At 67.6% G+C, this 20048-nt stretch carries 19 protein-coding genes, 1 tRNA gene and 1 riboswitch; of the genes, 7 read left to right on the top strand and 13 right to left on the bottom strand.

Annotated elements, in window-relative coordinates; all coding sequences use genetic code 11:
• Positions 1-288 precede the first annotated feature (288 nt).
• The 8 genes from ASF34_RS15015 to ASF34_RS14980 all read right to left on the bottom strand — a co-directional run bounded on the left by ASF34_RS15015 (position 289) and on the right by ASF34_RS14980 (position 8839).
• Positions 289-1794 (bottom strand): aspartate ammonia-lyase, encoded by a 1506-nt coding sequence (locus ASF34_RS15015; protein ID WP_082494181.1) that lies wholly within the window; start codon positions 1792-1794, stop codon positions 289-291.
• A 98-nt stretch (positions 1795-1892) separates the two neighbouring features.
• Entirely contained in the window at positions 1893-2780 is an 888-nt protein-coding gene (locus tag ASF34_RS15010; protein WP_244479002.1) for an amino acid ABC transporter substrate-binding protein, read from the bottom strand.
• 75 nt (positions 2781-2855) lie between these two features.
• Positions 2856-4130, bottom strand: a complete 1275-nt coding sequence (locus ASF34_RS15005) for a dicarboxylate/amino acid:cation symporter (protein WP_018044829.1) — start codon at positions 4128-4130, stop codon at positions 2856-2858.
• A 318-nt stretch (positions 4131-4448) separates the two neighbouring features.
• Positions 4449-5066 carry a bifunctional 4-hydroxy-2-oxoglutarate aldolase/2-dehydro-3-deoxy-phosphogluconate aldolase gene (eda, locus tag ASF34_RS15000; RefSeq protein ID WP_018044830.1) on the bottom strand — a complete coding sequence of 206 codons (618 nt, stop codon included), beginning with the start codon at positions 5064-5066 and terminating at the stop codon, positions 4449-4451.
• Between the two features lie 171 nt (positions 5067-5237).
• Complete coding sequence (gene edd, locus ASF34_RS14995; protein ID WP_056161929.1) at positions 5238-7061, bottom strand: phosphogluconate dehydratase; 1824 nt, start codon at positions 7059-7061, stop codon at positions 5238-5240.
• Positions 7062-7210: 149 nt separating this feature from the next.
• Positions 7211-7297 (bottom strand) — tRNA-Leu (locus tag ASF34_RS14990).
• A gap of 37 nt (positions 7298-7334) precedes the next feature.
• Positions 7335-8552, bottom strand: coding sequence for an FAD-dependent monooxygenase (locus tag ASF34_RS14985; RefSeq protein WP_056161927.1), 1218 nt, complete (start codon positions 8550-8552; stop codon positions 7335-7337).
• A 32-nt stretch (positions 8553-8584) separates the two neighbouring features.
• Positions 8585-8839 carry a zinc-finger domain-containing protein gene (locus tag ASF34_RS14980; protein WP_018044833.1) on the bottom strand — a complete coding sequence of 85 codons (255 nt, stop codon included), beginning with the start codon at positions 8837-8839 and terminating at the stop codon, positions 8585-8587.
• A 212-nt stretch (positions 8840-9051) separates the two neighbouring features.
• Here ASF34_RS14980 and map point away from each other — a divergent pair, with 212 nt between their 5' ends.
• The 6 genes from map (at position 9052) to ASF34_RS14950 (ending at position 14891) form a co-directional block, all read left to right on the top strand.
• Entirely contained in the window at positions 9052-9882 is an 831-nt protein-coding gene (gene map / locus ASF34_RS14975) for a type I methionyl aminopeptidase (RefSeq protein ID WP_018044834.1), read from the top strand.
• A 26-nt stretch (positions 9883-9908) separates the two neighbouring features.
• Positions 9909-10628, top strand: coding sequence for a RadC family protein (radC, locus tag ASF34_RS14970; RefSeq protein ID WP_026176115.1), 720 nt, complete (start codon positions 9909-9911; stop codon positions 10626-10628).
• A 139-nt stretch (positions 10629-10767) separates the two neighbouring features.
• Positions 10768-12207, top strand: a complete 1440-nt coding sequence (locus ASF34_RS14965) for a circularly permuted type 2 ATP-grasp protein (RefSeq protein ID WP_018044836.1) — start codon at positions 10768-10770, stop codon at positions 12205-12207.
• 68 nt (positions 12208-12275) lie between these two features.
• Entirely contained in the window at positions 12276-13220 is a 945-nt protein-coding gene (locus ASF34_RS14960; protein WP_018044837.1) for an alpha-E domain-containing protein, read from the top strand.
• A gap of 36 nt (positions 13221-13256) precedes the next feature.
• Positions 13257-14084 (top strand): transglutaminase family protein, encoded by an 828-nt coding sequence (locus tag ASF34_RS14955; RefSeq protein ID WP_018044838.1) that lies wholly within the window; start codon positions 13257-13259, stop codon positions 14082-14084.
• A 57-nt stretch (positions 14085-14141) separates the two neighbouring features.
• Positions 14142-14891, top strand: coding sequence for a peptidase (locus ASF34_RS14950; RefSeq protein WP_018044839.1), 750 nt, complete (start codon positions 14142-14144; stop codon positions 14889-14891).
• 79 nt (positions 14892-14970) lie between these two features.
• On the opposite strand, the gene ASF34_RS14945 is transcribed toward ASF34_RS14950, so the two are convergent.
• From ASF34_RS14945 to ASF34_RS14925, 5 genes are all read right to left on the bottom strand, one after another.
• Entirely contained in the window at positions 14971-15603 is a 633-nt protein-coding gene (locus tag ASF34_RS14945; protein ID WP_056161925.1) for a thiamine phosphate synthase, read from the bottom strand.
• A complete protein-coding gene (locus tag ASF34_RS14940) occupies positions 15600-16394 on the bottom strand; it encodes a thiazole synthase (protein ID WP_018044841.1) in 795 nt (264 codons plus the stop codon). Before ASF34_RS14940 ends, ASF34_RS14945 begins: the two co-directional genes overlap by 4 nt.
• Positions 16395-16410: 16 nt before the next feature.
• Positions 16411-16623, bottom strand: a complete 213-nt coding sequence (thiS, locus tag ASF34_RS14935; RefSeq protein ID WP_056161923.1) for a sulfur carrier protein ThiS — start codon at positions 16621-16623, stop codon at positions 16411-16413.
• The gene (gene thiO, locus ASF34_RS14930) at positions 16620-17840 is read right to left on the bottom strand and encodes a glycine oxidase ThiO (RefSeq protein ID WP_443136539.1); all 1221 of its coding nucleotides are present in this window, start codon (positions 17838-17840) and stop codon (positions 16620-16622) included. The genes thiS and thiO overlap by 4 nt, the downstream gene beginning before the upstream one ends.
• A 76-nt stretch (positions 17841-17916) precedes the next feature.
• Positions 17917-18047: riboswitch (TPP riboswitch) on the bottom strand.
• A gap of 65 nt (positions 18048-18112) precedes the next feature.
• Positions 18113-19363: an adenylate/guanylate cyclase domain-containing protein gene (locus ASF34_RS14925; protein ID WP_018044844.1), complete on the bottom strand. Its 1251-nt coding sequence runs from the start codon at positions 19361-19363 to the stop codon at positions 18113-18115.
• Positions 19364-19526: 163 nt separating this feature from the next.
• Here ASF34_RS14925 and ASF34_RS14920 point away from each other — a divergent pair, with 163 nt between their 5' ends.
• On the top strand, positions 19527-19916 hold the full coding sequence (locus ASF34_RS14920; RefSeq protein ID WP_056161919.1) for a hypothetical protein: 390 nt from the start codon (positions 19527-19529) through the stop codon (positions 19914-19916).
• Positions 19917-20048 lie beyond the last annotated feature (132 nt).

The following is a 20048-nucleotide window of genomic DNA, read 5'->3' as shown; positions in this document are numbered from 1 at the left end:
TCGCGAATGCCACATCGGTTCTGAACTGCTGTGGCGGCGCTGCAACGTTCGTCAGGCGGCAAACCATGTCATCGCCGGGACCGATTGATGTGCAGAGCGGGGGCTCGGAGAAGAAAACCAATGCATCCTGCGGCGCTATTGAGATCAGTTGGTCCCGCCAGCGCACCCTTTGCTTAGTTTTTGTGCTTCGCACCGTCACGGGACCGTCATGAATCGGACATTGGCCCGGTCCGGCGCCGGCCCACGCACCGGCGCCGGAGGGATGGGTCATTTTCTCGGCGATGGCCGTCAGGCCCCCGGATTGTTGCGCCTCACACGGGACGGACGGGTCATCGCCTCGAGTTCGAGCAGGTGATCGAGCTGGGTCTCGGTCAGAAGCCCTTCCTCCAGCACGATGTCGGCCACCGGGCGATTCTCCGCCAGGGCGCGCTGGGCGACCCTCGAACACGCCTCGTATCCCAGAGCCGGCACCAGGGCGGTCACGAGGCCGATGGAACCATGGACGAGGGACCGGCAGCGTTCGCGATCCGCCTCGATCCCTTCGATGCAGCGTTTCGTGAGGGTATCCACCGCGGCGGTGAGCATGCGCAGGGAGCTGAGAACGCAGTATCCGATAGTCGGCTCGAAGGCGTTGAGCTGGAGTTGCCCGCCCTCGGCGCAGAGAGTCACGGTGAGGTCGTGGCCGATCACCAGGAAGGCGACCTGATTGACCACCTCCGGGATCACCGGATTGACTTTGCCCGGCATGATCGAGGAACCGGCCTGGACGGCCGGGAGCCGGATCTCGCCGAAGCCGGTGCGCGGCCCGCTCGAGAGCAGGCGCAAATCGTTGCAGATCTTGGAGAGCTTCACCGCCACGCGCTTCAGCACGCCCGAGAACAGCACGAACGCGCCGAGATCGGACGTCGCCTCGATCAGGTTCGAGGCGAGCACCATCGGGTGCCCGGAGATGCGCGACAGTTCCTCCACCGCCAGGGACGCATAGCGCGGGTCCGCATTGATGCCGGTGCCGATGGCGGTGGCACCTAGATTGACCTCGCGGAACAGCCCGACGATCTCGTTCAGCCGGGCCACATCCTCCTTCATGGTGGCGTGGAACCCGTCGAATTCCTGACCCAGGGTCATCGGCACCGCATCCATCAGCTGGGTGCGGCCCATCTTGAGGACATCGGCGAATTCCACGGCCTTGCCCTTGAAGGCGTAGGCGAGGTCGTCGAGGGCCTTGATGAGGGGCTGGGTCGCGAACATGACGGCGAGGCGCAGGGCGGTCGGATAGGCGTCGTTGGTGGATTGCGCCATGTTGACGTCGTCGTTGGGGTGGAGCGCCGCGTAATGCCCCAGCGGGTGTCCCATCAGTTCCAGGGCGACGTTGGCGATCACCTCGTTGGCGTTCATGTTGGTCGACGTGCCGGCCCCGCCCTGGATCGCGTCCACCACGAACGATTCGGCAAAGCGCGGCTCGGTGGCGACGAGGGTGCAGGCACGGTCGATGGCATCGGCCTTGTCGGCGGAAAGGTAGCCCAGCCGCCGGTTGGCGCGGGCGGCCGCCTGCTTCACCAGGGCGAGGCTTTTGACGAATTCGGGAAAGTGCCCCACCGGCACGCCGGTGATGGGGAAGTTCGCCACGGCGCGCTTCGTGTGGATTCCCCAATAGGCGCCCGCCGGCACTTCGCCATAGCCGAGGAGATCGTGCTCGGTCCGCGTCCGCGCGCCCTCCATCTCGACGGTCCGCACGGTGGCGACGGCGATGTTCTCGGCCGGCGCCTCGGTGGGATTCTGCGTGTCCGTCGCCATCGGTATTCTCCCTCGCGCCACGCTCGCGGCGGCACCGCCGAAGCCACATGCGGCGGCGGAGCCGTCAAGCGCCGTGGGCCGGCAATCCTGACATCGGCTCAGTCCTGAAGCCCGATGACCTGGAAATTCGTTCTCAGCTCATCAGACATGGGGACGTTCAGGCGCTCGCCGTTCGGCAGCCGCTTGAGGAACCAGCGCTCGTAGATCCAGCGCAGCTCGCGCGACTCGGCCAGACGCTCGAAGGCGGCGTTCACCACGCCGGCAAATTGCAGGTCGTCCTTGCGGAACATCAAGCCGTAGGGCTCGAAGGACAGCTTGTCCGCCAGCACGGTGTAGGACGCCCCGTCCGGGCCGGCCGCCGCGATGAGTCCATAGAGCAGGACATCGTCGAGCCCCAGCGCGTCGGCCCGGCCGTCCCTGACCATGGCGAAGGATTCGGCGTGGTCGCGGCCCGTGACGATGGTGGCGGAGAGGTTCGACCGCGCCACCAGCGCGCGCAGGGCCGCCTCGTTGGTGGTGCCGGCGGTGACCGCGACGGTCTTGCCGGAGAGGTCGCGATAGGAGCCGATGGGCGCGCCGCGCTTCACCAAGAGCTTGGTGGCGCTGAAATAGGTGATGGGCGAGAACGCCACGAGCTTGCGGCGCTCCGCATTCGCCGTGGTCGACCCGCATTCGAGGTCGATCTTGCCCGAGGTGACCGCCGCGATCCGGGTCTCCGGGGTGACGGGCTCGTAGCGCACGGCAAGATCGGTGCGGCCGATCTCCTTGCCGATGGCATCGACCACCTCCAGGCAGAGATCGATCGCGTATCCCACCGGATGCCCGGCCGCGTCCTTGAACGAGAAGGGCAGCGAGTTTTCGCGATAGCCGAGGGTGACGGCCCGCGATTCGCCGATCTTCTTCAGCGTGCCGGTGAGGACATCGACGGCGGAAGCGGGCGCGGCGCTCAAGGCGAGCACCAGGGCCCCGGCGGCCACTGCCCTCATGCCTTTCGCGTGCATTGTCCGTGTCCCGTCATGCCATAGGGGTTGCGATCGGCGGCGAGCGATGCCGCCGGCGGTTCAGGCCGGCTCGGCCAAGGGCGACACGTCCCGGTCGAGGCTCTGGTCGGTCAGTTCCAGCTGCCCCTCCCATTTCGCCACGGCGACGGTTGCGACGCTGTTGCCCAGGACGTTGGTGGCCGAGCGGCCCATGTCGAGGAACTGGTCGATGCCGATGATGAGGAGGAGGCCGGCCTCCGGGATGTGGAAGGTCGAGAGCGTGGCGGAGATCACCACCAGCGAGGCGCGGGGCACGCCGGCCATGCCCTTCGACGTCACCATCAGCAGCAACAGCATGGTCATCTGCTGCCCGAGGGTCAGCGGGATGTTGTAGGCCTGTGCGATGAACATCACCGCGAAGGTGCAGTACATCATCGAGCCGTCGAGATTGAACGAATACCCCATCGGTAGGACGAACGAGGTGATCTTGTTGGGCACGCCGAAGCGCTCGAGATTCTGCAGGGTCTTCGGATAGGCCGCCTCGCTCGATGCGGTGGAAAAGGCGAGGAGGAACGGCTCCTTGATCAGGTTGAGGAGCCGCCGCATCTGCTTTCCGACCAGCAGGAAGCCGGCGAAGGCCAGCAGGCACCACAGCATGGCGAGGCTGAAGTAGAACTCCACCATGAACTTGCCGTAGGTCACGAGGACGCCGATGCCCTGCGTGGTGATCGTCGCCGCGATGGCCGCGAACACCGCGACGGGGGCGAAACCCATGACGTAGCCGGTGATCTTCAGCATCACGTCGGCGAGGCCCTCGATGCCCTCGGCCAGGAGCTTGCCCTTCTCCCCCAAAGCCGCGAGGGCCACGCCGAAGAAGATCGAGAAGACGACGATCTGCAGGATCTCGTTGTTGGCCATCGCCTCCACGGGGCTTTTCGGCACCAGGTGGGTGACGAATTCCTTGAGCGAGAGCGACGCGGCCTTGAGGTTGGTGGTCGCGCCGGCATCCGGCAGCGGCAGGTTCAGGGCATCGCCGGGCCGCAGGATGTTGACCATCACCAGGCCGAGCAGCAGCGAGCACAGGGACGCGCCGACGAACCACAGCATCGCCTTGCCGCCGACGCGGCCGACGGAGGCGGTGTCGCCCATATGCGCGATGCCGACGACGAGGGTCGAGAACACCAGCGGCGCGATGATCATCTTGATCAGGCGCAGGAACACGTCACTGACGAGGGCGATGTAGCCGGAGATTTCCTTGGACGTCTGAGGGTCCGGCCATGTGATGTTACAGAGATACCCGACAGCGATGCCCAGAAGCATACCGATGAAGATGTAAGTCGTCAGCCTGGACTGCATCGCACTTCCTCACCGGCAGAAACGTTGTCTAGGTCTTGCATGACACATGCCACACTCGACATGCCTCATGCCTTGCACCGTCGCATCGCGAAGTCGTGACGCCCGGTGATCCGATCGACCGGCCCATCACCTCAAATACGGGGTGAGCGCGAACTTTCGGCGGTGCTTCGACCTCGAAGAACAAGTCCTTCGTGATGTCGATCCGAGAGGAGGTTATTCCCTTTTCTTAGCCGCGCAAGCACCCTTCGACGGGACCGGCCGCGAATCGGCGGGCGCCGCCATGGCGGAGCCGAGGCTCCGTCGGATCGATACGGCGGGTCAATGCGGGCGCAGGCCCGACGCGACCCTCGCCGCCCGGCGGATGGCTTCCGGCTGCGGCTCGCCGGCCGGGACGACCCAGCTGCCGCCGACGCAGAGAACCTGCGCGATCTTGAGCCAATCCGGAGCGGTCGCCTCGGTGATCCCGCCGGTCGGGCAGAAGCGGACCTGCCCGAACGGGCCGGTGAGGGCCTTCAGGGCCTTGACGCCCCCGGCCGCCTCGGCGGGAAAGAACTTGAACCGGTCGAGCCCGTGGTCGAGGCCGCGCATGATGTCGGCGGCATTGGCGACCCCCGGCAGGAACGGGATGCCGCGAGCGATGGCGGCCTTCGTCAGCGGGTCGGTAAGACCGGGGCTGACGATGAACTGCGCGCCCGCCTCCATCGCCGCGTCGAGATCCCGCTCGTTGAGCACGGTGCCCGCGCCGACGACGGCCCCCTCCACTTGCGCCATGATGCGGATCACCTCCAGGGCGGCGGGGGTCCGCAGGGTGACCTCCAGGGCCGTCAGGCCGCCATCCACCAGCGCCCTGGCGATCGGCTCGGCATGGGCGGTGTCCTCGATCACGAGGACGGGGATCACGGGAACGGAGCGCATCAGCGCGTCGATGGTGGTCATGAAATCGTCCTCTGGGTCGTGAAAGGGAGGCGGTGTCCGTTTGATTGTCCCGGATCGAGGTGTCTCGACAGGCGCCCTCTCCTTCCAGGAGAGGAGACCCGCGCCTTGCTTCCCATCTCGGAGACACGCGCGAGCCGAGGGGCCGGAAGACCGCCCTGCAATAAGACCGTCCTACAATCCGGCGGCGCTGAGCATCGCGGACGCGCCCTGCTCGGCCCCGTCGGCCCCGTGGCGCATGAAGGCGAAGAGCTCGCGGCCGGTCCCGAAAGCCGGCGGCGGCGGGGTGGCGCCCTCCCGCGCCTCCCATTCCGCCGGGTCGACGAGGGCCTGGAGCGTTCCGTCCTCGGCGCTGAGGCGGACGATGTCCCCGTCGCGCAGCTTGCCCAGCGGACCGCCGCCGAGGGCCTCGGGGCTCAGATGGATCGCCGCCGGCACCTTTCCGGAGGCGCCGGACATCCGCCCGTCGGTGACGAGGGCGACGCGGAAGCCGCGATCCTGCAGGACGCCGAGCTGAGGCGTCAGTTTGTGCAGTTCGGGCATTCCGTTGGCTTTCGGCCCCTGGAAACGCACGACGACGACCACGTCCCGCTCCAGTTCGCCCGCCTTGAAGGCAGCCATGACATCGTCCTGATCGTCAAACACCCGTGCCGGTGCCTCCACCGTCCAGCGCGAGGGATCGACGGCGCTGGTCTTGAAGGTGGCCCGGCCGAGATTGCCCTTCACCAGCCGCATCCCGCCATCCGGCTGGAAGGCGTTGGCGGGGCCGCGCAGGATGCTCTCGTCATGGGAGGAAGCGGGCGCGTCCTCGAACACCAGTGCGTCCTCGATGAGCTTCGGGTCGCGGGCATGGTCGCGCAGGCGCCCGCCGGCCACGGTGAGGATGTCGTCGTGCAGCAGGCCCGCGTCGATCAGGCTGGCGATGACGTAGGACATGCCGCCGGCGGCGTGGAAGTGGTTCACGTCCCCGGAGCCGTTGGGATAGACCTTGGCCACCTGTGGGATCACCGCCGAGAGCCTGTCGAAATCCTCCCAGTCGACGATGATCCCGGCGGCCCTGGCGATGGCCGGCAGGTGGATGGCGTGGTTGGTTGAGCCGCCGGTGGCAAGCAAGCCGATGATCGCGTTGACGATGGCCTTCTCGTCGACGCAGCGCCCGAGGGGCCGGTAATCGTTGCCGGCGGCACCGATCTCCGTGAGCCGGTGGACGGCCGCGCGGGTCACCGCCTGGCGCAGCTTCGTGCCGGGATTGATGAAAGACGCGCCGGGCATGTGCAGGCCCATCACGTCCATCATCATCTGGTTGGAATTGGCGGTGCCGTAGAAGGTGCAGGTTCCCGCCCCGTGATAGGAGGCGGATTCCGATTCCAGCAGCTCGTCGCGGCCGACCTTGCCCTCGGCATAGAGCTGGCGGATGCGCTGCTTCTCCTTGTTGGCGAGGCCCGAGGGCATCGGCCCGGCCGGGATCAGGATCTGCGGCAGGTGCCCGAAGCGCAGCGCCCCGATGAGCAGGCCCGGCACGATCTTGTCGCAGATGCCGAGCAGGGCTGCGCCGTCGAACATGCCGTGGCTGAGCCCCACCGCCGTGGAGAGCGCGATGGTGTCGCGCGAGAACAGCGACAGTTCCATGCCGCGCTGGCCTTGGGTGACGCCGTCGCACATGGCCGGGACACCGCCCGCCACCTGGGCCGTGGCACCGACCTCGCGGGCGAACAACTTCATCTGCTCCGGGTAGCGGCCATAGGGCTGATGCGCCGACAGCATGTCGTTATAGGCGGTGACGATGCCGATGTTCATACCCCGGCCGGACTTGATCGCCGGCTTGTCCTCGCCGGAGGCCGCGAAGCCATGGGCGAGGTTGCCGCAATTGAGCATCGGCCGGTGCACGCCGCCGTCGCGTTCGCGGGCGATCAGGTCGAGATAGGCGCGCCGGCTCGCCTTGGAGCGCGTCACCACGCGCTCGGTGACGGCTGCGACTTCCGGGTGAAGTTCGGTCATGGCAGATCCTTCCCTCGCTGATGCGAAGCCACCTGCTGTCAGGAACGTAGAGGGCTCGTCTCGCAGGCGATAGATCGGTCGCCGTGCGGTACGATCAATGACCGGATCGGCTCAGCACGTTTCAGGCCATCGCGGTTCGGTGCGGGCGATGGTGCGGACGGCGGGACTCGAACCCGCACAGCCTTTCAGCCGCAAGATTTTAAGTCTCGTGCGTCTACCGGTTTCGCCACGTCCGCATTGCGGGATCAGCGGTAACGAGGCGAGGCTCCGAGATCAAGGCGCCCAGCCATAGAGCCAGTCGTAGCGGCGGCCCATCCCGGCGGGGCCGAGGCGGCGCATGACGAGGTTGCGGGCAAAACCGACGAGCCCGCCCGCATGGTAGGTCCGGCCGTTGCCGCGCGCGGCCGATTGCACGCGCCGGGTGCGGGGGGCGCGCAAGCCGGCATAGGCCGCCAGCGACGCCGCCACGTCGTCGGCCCGCAGGGTCAGGGCGAAGACGGCCGCGTCCTCGATGGCCAGCGCCGCCCCCTGCGCCAGGAACGGCAGGACCGGATGGGCCGCGTCCCCGATGAGGGCCACCCGGCCCCGCGCCATGGGCCGCGCGGTCGGCCGGTCGACCAGCGACCAGACCAGCCAGGAATCCGGCGCCGTCAGGAGTTCGGCCAGAACCGGGGTCGCGTCCGGAAACTGCGCGCGCAGGACGGCGGGTTCGCCGAGCTGGCCCCAATCCTCGCTGCCAAGGCGCTCGGGCACCACGGCCACGATGTTGATGCTCCGCCCGCCCTGGATCGGGTAATGCACCACGTGCCGGCGGCGCCCGAGCCACAGGCCGGTCTCGTCGCCCTGCAATTCCGGAGGCGCGGCATCGCGCGGGATCGTGGCGCGCCAGGCGGCCTCCCCGCAGGACCGCAACCGCCGGCCGTCGAAATGGCCGCGCAGGGTCGAGCGCACGCCATCGGCCCCCACCACGAGGTCGACGGTCAGCGTCTCGGATCGCGAGCCCTGGCCGCTTTCCAGGGTCAGCTCGACGGAGCTGTCCGATTCGGCAAGCCCCCTCACGTCCCGCCCCATCAACAGGCGGATTCCCGGCCGGCTGCGCACGGCATCGAGCAGGAGCGTCTGCAGGTCTGCCCTGTGGATGACGTAATAGGGCGCGCCGTGGCGGCCGCGCAGTTCGGCCCCGAGTTCGACGCCGCCGATCTCGCGACCAGATGCGAGGGCACGCACCACCACCCGTGGCGGCTCGCTCGCCGCCCGGCGCAGGGCGGCGCCGAGGCCGAGGGAGATCAGCACGCGGCTGGCATTCGGGGAGAGCTGCAGGCCGGCGCCGACCTCGCTGAACCCGGTCCGGCGCTCGACGAGCGTCACCTCATGCCCGGCGGCATCGAGGGCGAGGGCGGCCGTCAGGCCTCCTATGCCCGCGCCGACGATGGCGACGGCGAGGCCGGAGGCGGTGTGAGGGGCTCGGGACCCATGGGAACCGTCGGACACCTGCGGATCTCGCCCTCGCGAATCGTGTGCGATCAGGCGGCCTTCGCGCCGTTGTCATCCCAGACGGCGGCGGCCGGATCGGCCGTGCCGGCCTTCAGGCCGGGGCGATAGCGGTAGAGCGTCGAGCAATACTGGCAGATGATCTCGTCGTCGGTCCCCATGTCGAGGAAGACATGCGGATGATCGAAGGGCGGCTTGGCGCCGATGCACATGAACTCCTTGGAGCCCACTTCGATCAGGGCAACTCCGAGGTCGTTGTGGAAATGCGGCACCGCCTTGTCAGCCATCGCCCGATCCTGCCTCCGGCCCGCCGGGGCCGAGCCCCGCCCGGGCACCATTGCTCCGTCCGGGCCATTCTCTACCCGCTCGTCGCCCTCAAGCCTAGCGCCGAGGATTCCCCAAGCCCAGCAAAAAGCCCGCCTCGTCGAGGCTTGGCCTCCCGCGCAGGCCGCCTTAGAGAGGGATGTCTCTCAGCCGCTCTTACGAAACCACGTTCCCCATGACCCAGAACGAACAGGCCGTCGTCGAAGGCGGTCGCCGCGCGCCTCGGCCGCCGATTCACGGTCCCGAAGGGTTCGAGGGCATGCGCAAGGCCGGCCGCCTCACGGCGGAGGCCCTCGACGTGCTGATGGAGGCCACCGCCCCCGGCGTGACCACGGAGGCGCTGGACCGCCTCGCCTACGAATTCGCCATGGACAACGGCGCCTACCCGGCCTCGCTGCTGTATCGCGGCTACCCGAAGTCGATCTGCACCTCGATCAACCACGTGGTCTGCCACGGCATCCCCAACGACAAGCCCCTGCGCGACGGCGACATCGTCAATCTCGACATCTGCCTCATCGTCGACGGCTGGCACGGCGACAGCAGCCGCATGGCCTATGTCGGCGAAGTGCCGCGCAAGGCGGCACGCCTGTGCGAGATCACCCACGAATGCCTCATGCGGGGCATCGCCGCGATCAAGCCGGGCGGCTCCACCACGGATATCGGCCGTGCGATCCAGGCCTATGCCGAAGCCGAGCGCTGCTCCGTGGTGCGCGATTTCTGCGGGCACGGCCTCGGGCGCATCTATCACGATGCGCCGACCATCCTGCACTATGTCGAGCCGAGCTACGACGTGGCCTTCGAGCCGGGGCAGTTCTTCACGGTCGAGCCCATGATCAATCTCGGCCGCCCGGCGGTGAAGGTGCTCTCCGACGGCTGGACGGCGGTGACGCGGGATCGCTCGCTCTCGGCGCAGTTCGAGCACACGGTGGCGGTGACGGAGACGGGGGTCGAGGTCTTCACCTTCTCGCCCAAGGGCCTGCATCAGCCGATCGCCCCCTCCGCCTGACGATGCCGGGATCCGGAGGCAAGACGATGCCGCGCCTCCCCCTCGAAGCGCCCGCCGGCGAGGCGGCCCCGGACGCCCCCCATTATCTCGGGCACCGCGACCGGCTGCGGGCGCGCTTCGCCCAGGCCGGGGCGGATGCCCTGCCGGATTACGAACTCCTCGAACTCGTCCTCTTCCGCGCCATCCCGCGACGGGACGTGAAGCCCCTGGCCAAGGCCCTGATCCGCCGCTTCGGCAGTTTCGCCGAAGTGGTGAGCGCGGAGCCGAACCGCCTCGCGGAGGTGGAAGGCGTAAGCCAGGGCGTCGTCGCCGATCTCAAGCTCATCGAGGCGGCGGGCCATCGCCTGGCGCGGGGCGCCATCGCCGCGCGGCCCCTGCTCTCCTCCTGGGCGGCGCTCCTCGAATATTGCCGCGCCACCATGGCGTTCTCGCCGCGCGAGCAGTTCCGCGTGCTGTTCCTCGACAAGCGCAACCACCTCATCGCCGACGAGGTCCAAGGACGCGGCACCGTCGATCACACCCCGGTCTATCCGAGGGAGGTGGCCCGCCGCGCCCTCGAACTCTCGGCCACCGCCATCATCCTCGCGCACAACCACCCCTCAGGCGATCCGGCGCCCTCGGCGGCCGACATCAGGATGACGCGGGAGATCGTGGCGATCCTCGACCCGCTGGGGATCGTCGTCCACGACCACGTCATCCTCGGCCGGGATGGACACGCGAGCCTGAAGGGGTTGAAGCTGATGTGAACGTGCTACTCTGACGATCGGATCGCGGCGGATCGTTCGCTTCGCGGCGATCGGACGACACCATCGGTCTGCTGCGAAGCGCACATCGTCCCGGTGGCGCGCCTCTTGCGAAGATGCCGGGATAAAAGGGGAGGCGCGAATGGCGCTCGCTGCGTTCGACGAAATGAATGGGATACCGGGAGCCGCCCTGGGCGATGCCTCGGTTCGCGAAGCCTATGACAGCCTGAAATCGTGGCTCGAGACGACGCCGCCCGAGCACTTCAACACGCGGCGCAGCCAGGCCGAGATGCTCTTCCGGCGCATCGGCATCACCTTCGCCGTCTACGGCGCCAACGAATCCACCGAACGGCTGATTCCCTTCGACATCATCCCACGGGTGATCACGAAGCCGGAATGGAGCTTCCTCGAGCGGGGGCTGAAGCAGCGCGTCACCGCGATCAATGCCTTCCTCAGCGACATCTATGGCGCCCAGGAATGCATCAAGGCCGGAATCATTCCAGCCGATCTGGTCTATCGCAACCCGCATTACCGGATGGAGATGCGGGCCTTCAAAGTCCCGCACGACCTCTACGTCCACATCGCCGGCATCGACATCGTCCGCACCGGCGAGAACGACTTCTTCGTGCTGGAGGACAATGCCCGCACGCCGTCCGGCGTCTCCTACATGCTGGAGAACCGGGAGGTGATGCTGCGGCTCTTCCCGGAACTGTTCTCGCGCCATCGCGTGGCGCCGGTGGAGAACTATCCCGACGCGCTCCTAGCCACCCTGCGCAGTCTCGCCCCGCAGACGGCGACGCGCGACCCCTCCGTCGTGCTGCTCACCCCGGGACGCTACAATTCCGCGTTCTACGAACACTCGTTCCTGGCCGACAAGCTCGGCGTCGACCTGGTGGAGGCCTCCGATCTCTTCACCAAGGACGACGTGGTCTACATGCGCACCACGGAAGGCCCGCGCCGGGTCGACGTGATCTATCGCCGCCTCGACGACGACTTCCTCGACCCCCTGGTGTTCCGGCCCGATTCGGTGCTCGGCGTGCCCGGCCTGATGAACGCCTACGAGCGCGGGACGGTGACCCTCGCCAACGCGGTCGGCACCGGCATCGCGGACGACAAGGCCGTCTACAGCTACATGCCGGAGATCGTGAAGTTCTTCACCGGCGAGGAGCCGATCCTGCACAACGTGCCGACCTATCGCTGCCGCGAGAAGGAGGCCTTCTCCTACGTGATGGACAACCTCGCCGACCTCGTCGTGAAGGAAGTCAACGGATCGGGCGGCTACGGCATGCTGGTGGGTCCGCACGCCACCAAGCGGGAGATCGAGGATTTCAGCCGCAAGCTGCGCCACGCGCCGGACGGGTTCATCGCCCAGCCGACCCTGGCACTGTCCACCTGCCCGACCTTCGTCGCGTCCGGCGTCGCGCCGCGCCACGTCGATCTGCGGCCCTTCGTGCTATGCGGCTCCGACGAGATCCGGATCGTTCCGGGCGGCCTGACCCGCGTCGCCCTCAAGGAAGGGTCGCTCGTCGTCAATTCCAGCCAGGGCGGGGGCACCAAGGATACCTGGGTGCTCGACGCCTGACGCTACGCCAAAGCCCACCCCGGAAGCGGGGTGGATCGTTTTCTCGCCCATCGCCTTAACGGAAGCCCATGCTGTCCCGGACCGCCGACAATCTGTACTGGCTCTCGCGCTACGCCGAGCGGGCCGAGTTCGTCGCCCGCATCCTCGATGCGGCCCATCGGCTCGCCGCCCTCCCCTCGAGCTATGGCGGCGGCGAGACCAACGAGTGGGCGTCGGCCCTGGCCTCCGCGGGCGACCCGGAGGTGTTCAAGCCGCTCTATGACAGCGTCAACGAAGCGACGGTGTGCAACTTCCTCGCCTTCTCGCCGCACAACCCGTCCTCGATCCGGTCCTGTATCGAGACCGCGCGGGAGAACGCCCGCTCCGTCCGCACCGCCCTGACCACGGAAATGTGGGACGCGATCAACGGCGCCTGGCTCGAACTGCGCAACTACGAAGGCCGCGATCTCAATCGCGACGAGTTCAGCCGCTTCCTCGAATGGGTGAAGGGCGTGTCCCTCGCCTTCGACGGCTCGGCCTACCGCACCATGCTGCGCAACGACGCCTATTGGTTCACGCGGCTCGGCACCGCCATCGAGCGGGCCGACAACACGGCCCGCATCCTCGACGTGAAATATCGGATCCTGCTGCCGGCCACGGAGAAGGTCGGCGGCAGCCTCGATTATTTCCAGTGGACCACGATCCTGCGCGAGGTCTCGGCCTTCAACGCCTATCACTGGGTCTATCGCGAGAGCGTCAAACCGCTGCTGGTCGCCGACCTGCTGATCCTCAACCGGCAGATGCCGCGCTCCCTGACCAATTGTTACGGCATGCTGGTGGAGCATCTCGATCTCATCGCCGACGCCTATGGCCGCCGCGGCGCGAGCCAGCGCCTGGCGAGCAACACCCTCGCACGCCTGGAAGGCGAGAACATCGACCGGGTGTTCCGGTCGGGTCTGCACGAGTTCGTGACGGCCTTCATCGTCGAGAACAATCGTCTCGGCGCGGCGGTCATCGAGCAATATCTGGTGTAGGGTTCCGTCGAATCCCGAGTTCTACAAGAGACGTCCATGCGCATCCGCGTCTTCCATGAGACCAACTACACCTACGAGCAGCCGGCACGGGGTCTCATCCAGCTCCTCCGCCTTCGACCGCGCGACCATGACGGGCAATATGTCCGCCGCTGGCGGATCGAGCCCTCGGTGGATGGGCGGATCAGCGAGCGCGAGGACGGATTCGGCAACGTCACCCACTGGTTCACGGCCGACGAGCCGGCCGACGCCCTGACGATCCGGGTGACCGGCGAAGTCGACACCAACGAGATGCACGGCATCGTCCGCGGCACCGTGGAACGCCTGCCCGACGTGTTCTACCTGCGCGATTCCGATCTCGCGACGGCCAATGGCGAGCTTCAGGCTTTCGCCAAGAGCGTGGTCGACGAGGGTGATTCCTCGGTTCTCCCCTGCCTTCACCGTCTCCTCGCCGCCGTCTTCGACACGGTCGCCTTCGAGCCGGGTCCGGCCAGCGCCAGCACCACCGCCGCGCAATCCTTCGCCGCCGGAAAGGGCGTCTGCCAGGATCTTGCCCATATTTTCATCGCCGCAGCGCGGCATCTGGAGATTCCCGCCCGCTACGTCTCCGGTTATTTCTTCCACGCCGACAGTGAGGAGGACCAGGGATCGGGGCATGCTTGGGCGGAAGCTCTGGTGCCCGGTCTGGGATGGGTCGGTTTCGACCCGGCCAATGGTATCGCTACGACGGAGGCGCATATCCGCGTCGCCATCGGGCTGGATTATTTGGGTGCGGCCCCGATCAGAGGCAGCCGGATGGGTGGCGGGACTGAAACACTCGAAGTAAAGCTTCGCGTCGAACAGGCTCAGGCGACCGTCCAGGTCTAGCCCGTCACAGCATCAGGAATGGCCTGAGAGTCTCGGGCCATCAGGGGTATCGGTATCATGACCTATTGCGTCGGGCTCCTTGTCGAGGAAGGGCTCGTGATGGTTGCCGATACCCGCACCAATGCGGGCCTCGACGACATCTCGACCTACCGCAAGCTGCATCACTTCAACGTCCCCGGCGAGCGCGTGATGATGCTGGCATCGGCCGGCAACCTCTCCGTGACCCAATCGGTGCTCAGCATGCTCGCCGAGGGTGTTGCCGGCGACGACGGCGAGCCGACGCTGAAGCTCACCGAAACCACGACGATGTTCCAGGCCGCCCAGCTCATCGGCAAGGCGATCCGTCGCGTCCGCGCCATCGAGAAGGCCGGGTTCGAGGCGGCCAATCTCCGGTTCTCGATCTCGCTGCTGTTCGGCGGTCAGATCGGCAACGAGCCCATGCGCCTGTTCCTGATCTATTCGGCGGGCAATTTCATCGAGTGCAGCACCGATGCGCCGTTCCTGCAGATCGGTGAGCACAAATACGGCAAACCCATCCTCGATCGGGCCGTGAAGTTCGAGACCGACCTCTACGATGCCCTGAAAGTGAGCCTCGTCTCCATGGATTCGACCATGCGGTCGAATCTCGGCGTGGGTTTGCCCATCGACATCGCCGTGGCCCGTCGCAATGCGCTCGACCTCGAAGTGAGCCATCGGATCGAGGCGGGAGAATCCTACTTCCACGATCTGCGCGAGCGCTGGTCCGCGGCCCTGCGCGCAGCGCACCGGGCCATCCCACGCCCACCTTACGGCCCCGCTGGGCACTGAGCCCGTTCGCTTCGTTCAAATCCCAGGCATTCACCGGTTCCAGGACGGCGGGACCGGCGAACTCCTGTGCGAGGCCCGCTCAGCTCCGGGTCTCCCAGGCATCGAGATAGGCGCGCACCGCCGCTCGTGAATCCACCGCCGCCATGACCCCGCCCATGACGGCGATTCCGGAAAACCCCGCGTCACGGCAGGCTCCCGCATTCGCCGGCGTGACGCCGCCGAGGGCGAAGACCGGGATTGTCGGTCCGGGACCGCGCTCGAGGACGTCCGGGCCGAGGGCCGGCCCATATCCCGGCTTGCTTCGGGTCGCGAAGATGGGGCTGAGGGTGGCGTAATCCACGCCCGCTTCGGCGGCCCGCCTCAACTCCATGGGTGAATGGGCCGAGATGCCGAGGAGGCATCCGGGCGGAAGATCACGCCGTGCCGCGGCGATGTCCGGGGGCATCGCCCCTCCGCCGAGATGGACCCCATCGGCACCGATGGCGCGGGCGAGGGCCACATCTCCGCCGACGATGAGCCTTGCCCCCACCTCCCGCACCGGCCCCATCAGCTCTTCGGCGAGGACACGGCGCGAGACTGCGTCGAGGTCGCGGTCCCTGAACCAGATCCAGCGGGCACCGCCCGCCAGCGCCGCCTGGATCCTCCCGACCAAGCCCGTCGGGCTCCCGGCCCGGTCCGTGACCAGAAGGAGCCCCGACGGCTTCCGCGTCACGAACCGACGAGTCCGAGCTGCGGGCTCGACGGTTCGGCGCGTCCCCGCTTGGGGATGCGGCCGGCGAGATGGGCGAGCCGGCCGGCTTCGACGGCGTGGCGCATGGCGCGGGCCATGCGGACAGGGTCGTCGGCCTTGGCGACGGCAGTGTTGAGGAGGCAGCCGGCGGCGCCGAGTTCCATGGCCACGACCGCGTCGGAGGCGGTGCCGATCCCCGCATCCACGATGACCGGCACGCTGGCGCGGCGACAGATCAGTTCGAGATTGGCGGGGTTGGCGACCCCCATCCCCGACCCGATGAGCGACCCCATCGGCATCACCGCCGCGCAGCCGATATCGGCGAGCCGCTGGCAGACGACGGGATCGTCGTTGCAATAGGGCAGCACGACGAACCCGTCATCGACGAGGTGGCGACAGGCTTCCAGCAACTCGGCCACGTCTGGATAGAGCGTTTCGCGGTCGCCGATGACCTCGACCTTGATCCAGTTGGTGTCGAGCGCCTCGCGGGCCAGTTCGGCCGTCATGATCGCGTCGCGGGCGGTCTCGCAGCCGGCGGTGTTGGGCAGGAAGCGATACCCCTTCAGGCGCCGCACCGTATCCGAGCCATGGCCCTGGAGGGAGACCCGGCGGATCGAGGCGGTGACGACCTCCGCCCCGGAGGCTTCCACCGCATCGACCATGATGCTCTGCGTGGGATATCCCGCCGTGCCGATGAAGAGGCGGGAGCCCAAACTCACGCCGGCGATGACCAGCGCGTCGTCGGCAGCGGCTTCGATCGTGTGTCCGTTCATGATCCCGATCCCTCGACTATCCGCCCTGCATGGCGCGCACGATCTCGACCTTGTCGCCCTCGGCGACAGGGGTCGTCTCCCAGTCGCGACGGCGGATGACGGTGCCGTTCAGCGCGATGGCGATGCCCTGCGGGCTCTCGATCCCCGTCTCCTCCGCCTCGACCCGGAAGAGGGCCGACAGGTCCGCCGCTTCGACCTCGCGCGGGTGCCCGTTGATGGTGAGCCTCATGCGAAAGCCCTCCTCTCGGCCCGCGCGGGCCGCCGGAACCGGGCGAGGCCGAAGCCGCGCGCGAAATCGGGCAGCGCGCCGGTGGTGAGAAGGGCGCAGACGGCGTCGGCCGTGGCGGGAGCCAGGAGGTATCCGTTGCGGTGATGGCCGGTGGCCGCCACGAGGCCGGGCGCCAGGGTGTCGATGATCGGCGCATCGTCGTCGGACGTCGGCCGGAAACCGCTCCAGACCGCCTCTACTTCCATCTCCTCGATGCCGGGCAAGACACGTCGCGCCCCTTCGAGGAGCGCGTAGAGACCGCCGGCGGTGACGCCCGGAACGAAGCCGCAATCCTCCACCGTGGCCCCCACGATGAGATGGCCATCGGCCTTCGGGGCCATGTGGACCTGTTCGGTCCACACCATGTGCGAGAGATTGCCCGTCCGGGCCGTGGTCTTCAGCGCCAGCGACTGGCCGCGGATCGGCCGAACCGGCAGGGCGAGGTCCTCCGGCAGGAGGCCGGCCTCCCCGCTCCATGCGCCCGCCGCGAGAATCACGGTCCCGGCCGATGCGGTTCCGCGCGGCGTCGCGACGCCCCGGACGCGCCCCCCCTCCCAATCCAGCGCTTCCGCCGGACATCGCTCGACGATGGTCACTCCGGCCGCCTGGGCCGCGCGGGTGAGCGCCGCCATGACGAGGGGCGGGTCGACCTGATGATCCTCCGCGCAGAACAGGCCGGCGGTGACCGAAGGACGAAGGGCCGGCTCGCGGGCACGGACGTCCGTCCCCGACAGCCAGCGCGCCGTGAGGCCGGAGCGGATCTGAAGATCGTGCCGAAAGCGCAGGCGGTCCACCTCGTCGCGGCCGATGGCGAGGACGAGGGTCCCCTCCTCCCGGTAATCGATACCGATACCGGAGGCGGCCTGGAGTTCATCGCGAAAGCCGGGCCAGCGCGCGAGGCTCTCGAGGGCCAGGGGAAGCAGCGGATCGGAGCCCGGCTCGTGTTCCGCCGCGGGCGCGAGCATCCCGGTGGCCGCGAGACTCGCCCCGGCGCCCACGGTGTCACGCTCGATCACGGTGACCGTGAGACCCGCCCGAGCTAGGCGCCATGCCGCGGACAGGCCGATCAAACCGGCGCCGACGATCACGACGTCGCTTCGCGCGGGCAGTGCGTTGCCGTCGACGACGAGACCGGTGGACCGGCGCGATAGGGTATTCGGGGTGGCTGAGACGTCCAAGGGAAACCTCCGCGATGATCCGCAGAGATTGGTGTCCTTCAGCTTCCGATCCGAAGCGTGCCGGGCTTCCTTGAACAGAAAACCCACGGTCCAATCCCTACGCCGGTATGAGCCGGTTCAGGTTCGAAGGATTTCCGCGCCGCGCGACCTCAAGGTCCACGCTCATCGGTTTCTCAGCCCCTTGACGGGGATCTCCCTGGAACATCCCAGATGTGGGCAAGGACCACGCTCCGGTCAATCCCCGCCGACGCCGTTTGATATGCCAGCCGGTGTCAGAGTGCCGCCGGTGTCCGCCCCGGCCGGTAGACGCCCATCGATTCGGCGAACCCGTCGAGCGCGTGCTCGCCGAGGGATTCCGATTCGTCCCAGAGGAAATCGACGAAGGGCTTCGACATGAGGAGCGGTTCGCCGAGGACCTTGTTCAGGCGTGCGAGGCGGCTCGCCAGATTCACGTCGCGGCCGATGACGGTGAAGTCGAGGCGCGCGCCGGACCCGACATTGCCGTAGGCCGCCTCCCCGTGGTGGAGCGCGATGCCGGCAACGACGGGCTGCGCGAAACGCCCGGTGGCGTTCGCCTCGTCGAGGGCGGAAAGGGCGGAACGGGCGGCGATGAGCGCGCCCTTGGCGGCACCGCCGAGATCGTCGCCGCGCTCGCGGAAGATCGCCAGCAGCCCGTCGCCGAGATATTTCAGAACCTCGCCGCCCTCCCGCTCCACCGCCGGCACCAGGCAATCGAAGAAGATGTTGAGGAGGTCGACGGCCTCCTCGGGCGTCATGTCGGCGGAGATCTGGGTGTAGTCTCGCATGTCGGCGAACAGGATGGCCGAACGGATGCGCTTGACCTGCCCGCGACGGATGTCGCCGGACAGGATCGCCCGGTGCGGCTCGTCGCCCACGTAGATGCGCAGGACCTGATCCAGCGTCTTGTTGACGATCCGCATCTCCATCACCGCAGCCAGGGTCGGCATGACGAACCGGAGTATGGCGATGTCCTCGTCGCGGAATCCGTCCGGGGCGCGGGTCGCGAAGGTGATGCCGTTGCGCGAGCCGTTGGTGAAGAACAGCGGTGCCACGATGTAATGCGTGTAGCCCCCGGCCTTGAGATCGCCGATGATCGAGTATCGCAGATCATCCGCGTCGTTCAGGTCGACCATCAGCCATTCGCCGGTCTCATGAACGGTGAAGAACGGACTGTCGTGATACGCCTTGTCGGATGCTTCCCCGTGCGGAAACAGGCGCACGGTCGATCCGCTCTCGGGGGTCCAGAACCGACCGACCCCGGAATACTCGGAATGAAGCGTGTCGATGGCGGTGGATGCCCGGTGGACGGGAACCCCGAGGGCGATCAGCCGCTCGGACATCCCCGCCAGGAGGTCGTCCGCCTGCGGCAGGCGCGCCCCTTCGATCAGGAGCCAATCCCTCAGGGCGACACATTCCTGCAGGGACCCGAACGGCACGTCGTTCGCCTCCGACCCATCCGCTTCGGCAGTCGGCGAGGGATGAGGCGGGCCAAGATCGAGCATGTTTCCAAAGTGGGTCGGAGGGGGCCGGGCGGCAACACTTGTCGCTCCGTTCATCGCGAAGTCCGTCGGGAAATATCGTCCCATTGGTGCCATGATAAGGTGAAAATGACGATCACCGGCTAAACGTGATGCCGGGATTCTACTCCCGTCATCGGAACCACCCATGCCTATCGCACCCCGTGCCGTCGCCCTCGTGATCGCCATGGCGCTTGCCGGGGCCGCGCAGGCCGGACCCCTCCTGCTTCCCGCCGCCAACGCACCCGTGCAGGCTCCCCCCGCATCGCGGGACGAAGCCGGCATTCCGACGACGTCGAGCTTTTCGGAGTCCAACGAAGCCAGCAGCCGACGTCAGACGGTCTTCAACGAGCGGATCGCCCGTCGCGGGGAACGGGCCATCGCCTCTCTCTGCACGGGTTGCAGGACGGATGGGTCTCGACAGAAGCAGCGCGTCGCCGGGCGCGTGACCCCCGTGGCGGGCGCCGTCATGCCCGACGCCGAAAGCATCTATTCGCGCAAGCGCGGCTTCGATCCGGCCCGGGCAGGGAACCAATGAGGGATCGGGGGCGACGTGTAGTCTCCCCTGGCGTTAAGACGTGAGCTGAAACGACAATGGCGCACCCTTCGGTGCGCCATTGTCGTTTCCGATAGACAGTCCCTCGTCACGAAGGAGAGGGCCGGTCCGCCC

Source organism: Methylobacterium sp. Leaf106, from assembly GCF_001422895.1.
Classification (GTDB): domain Bacteria; phylum Pseudomonadota; class Alphaproteobacteria; order Rhizobiales; family Beijerinckiaceae; genus Methylobacterium; species Methylobacterium bullatum.
Note: the sequence above shows the minus strand (reverse complement) of the source record. Positions and strands in the feature narration are given on the sequence as shown.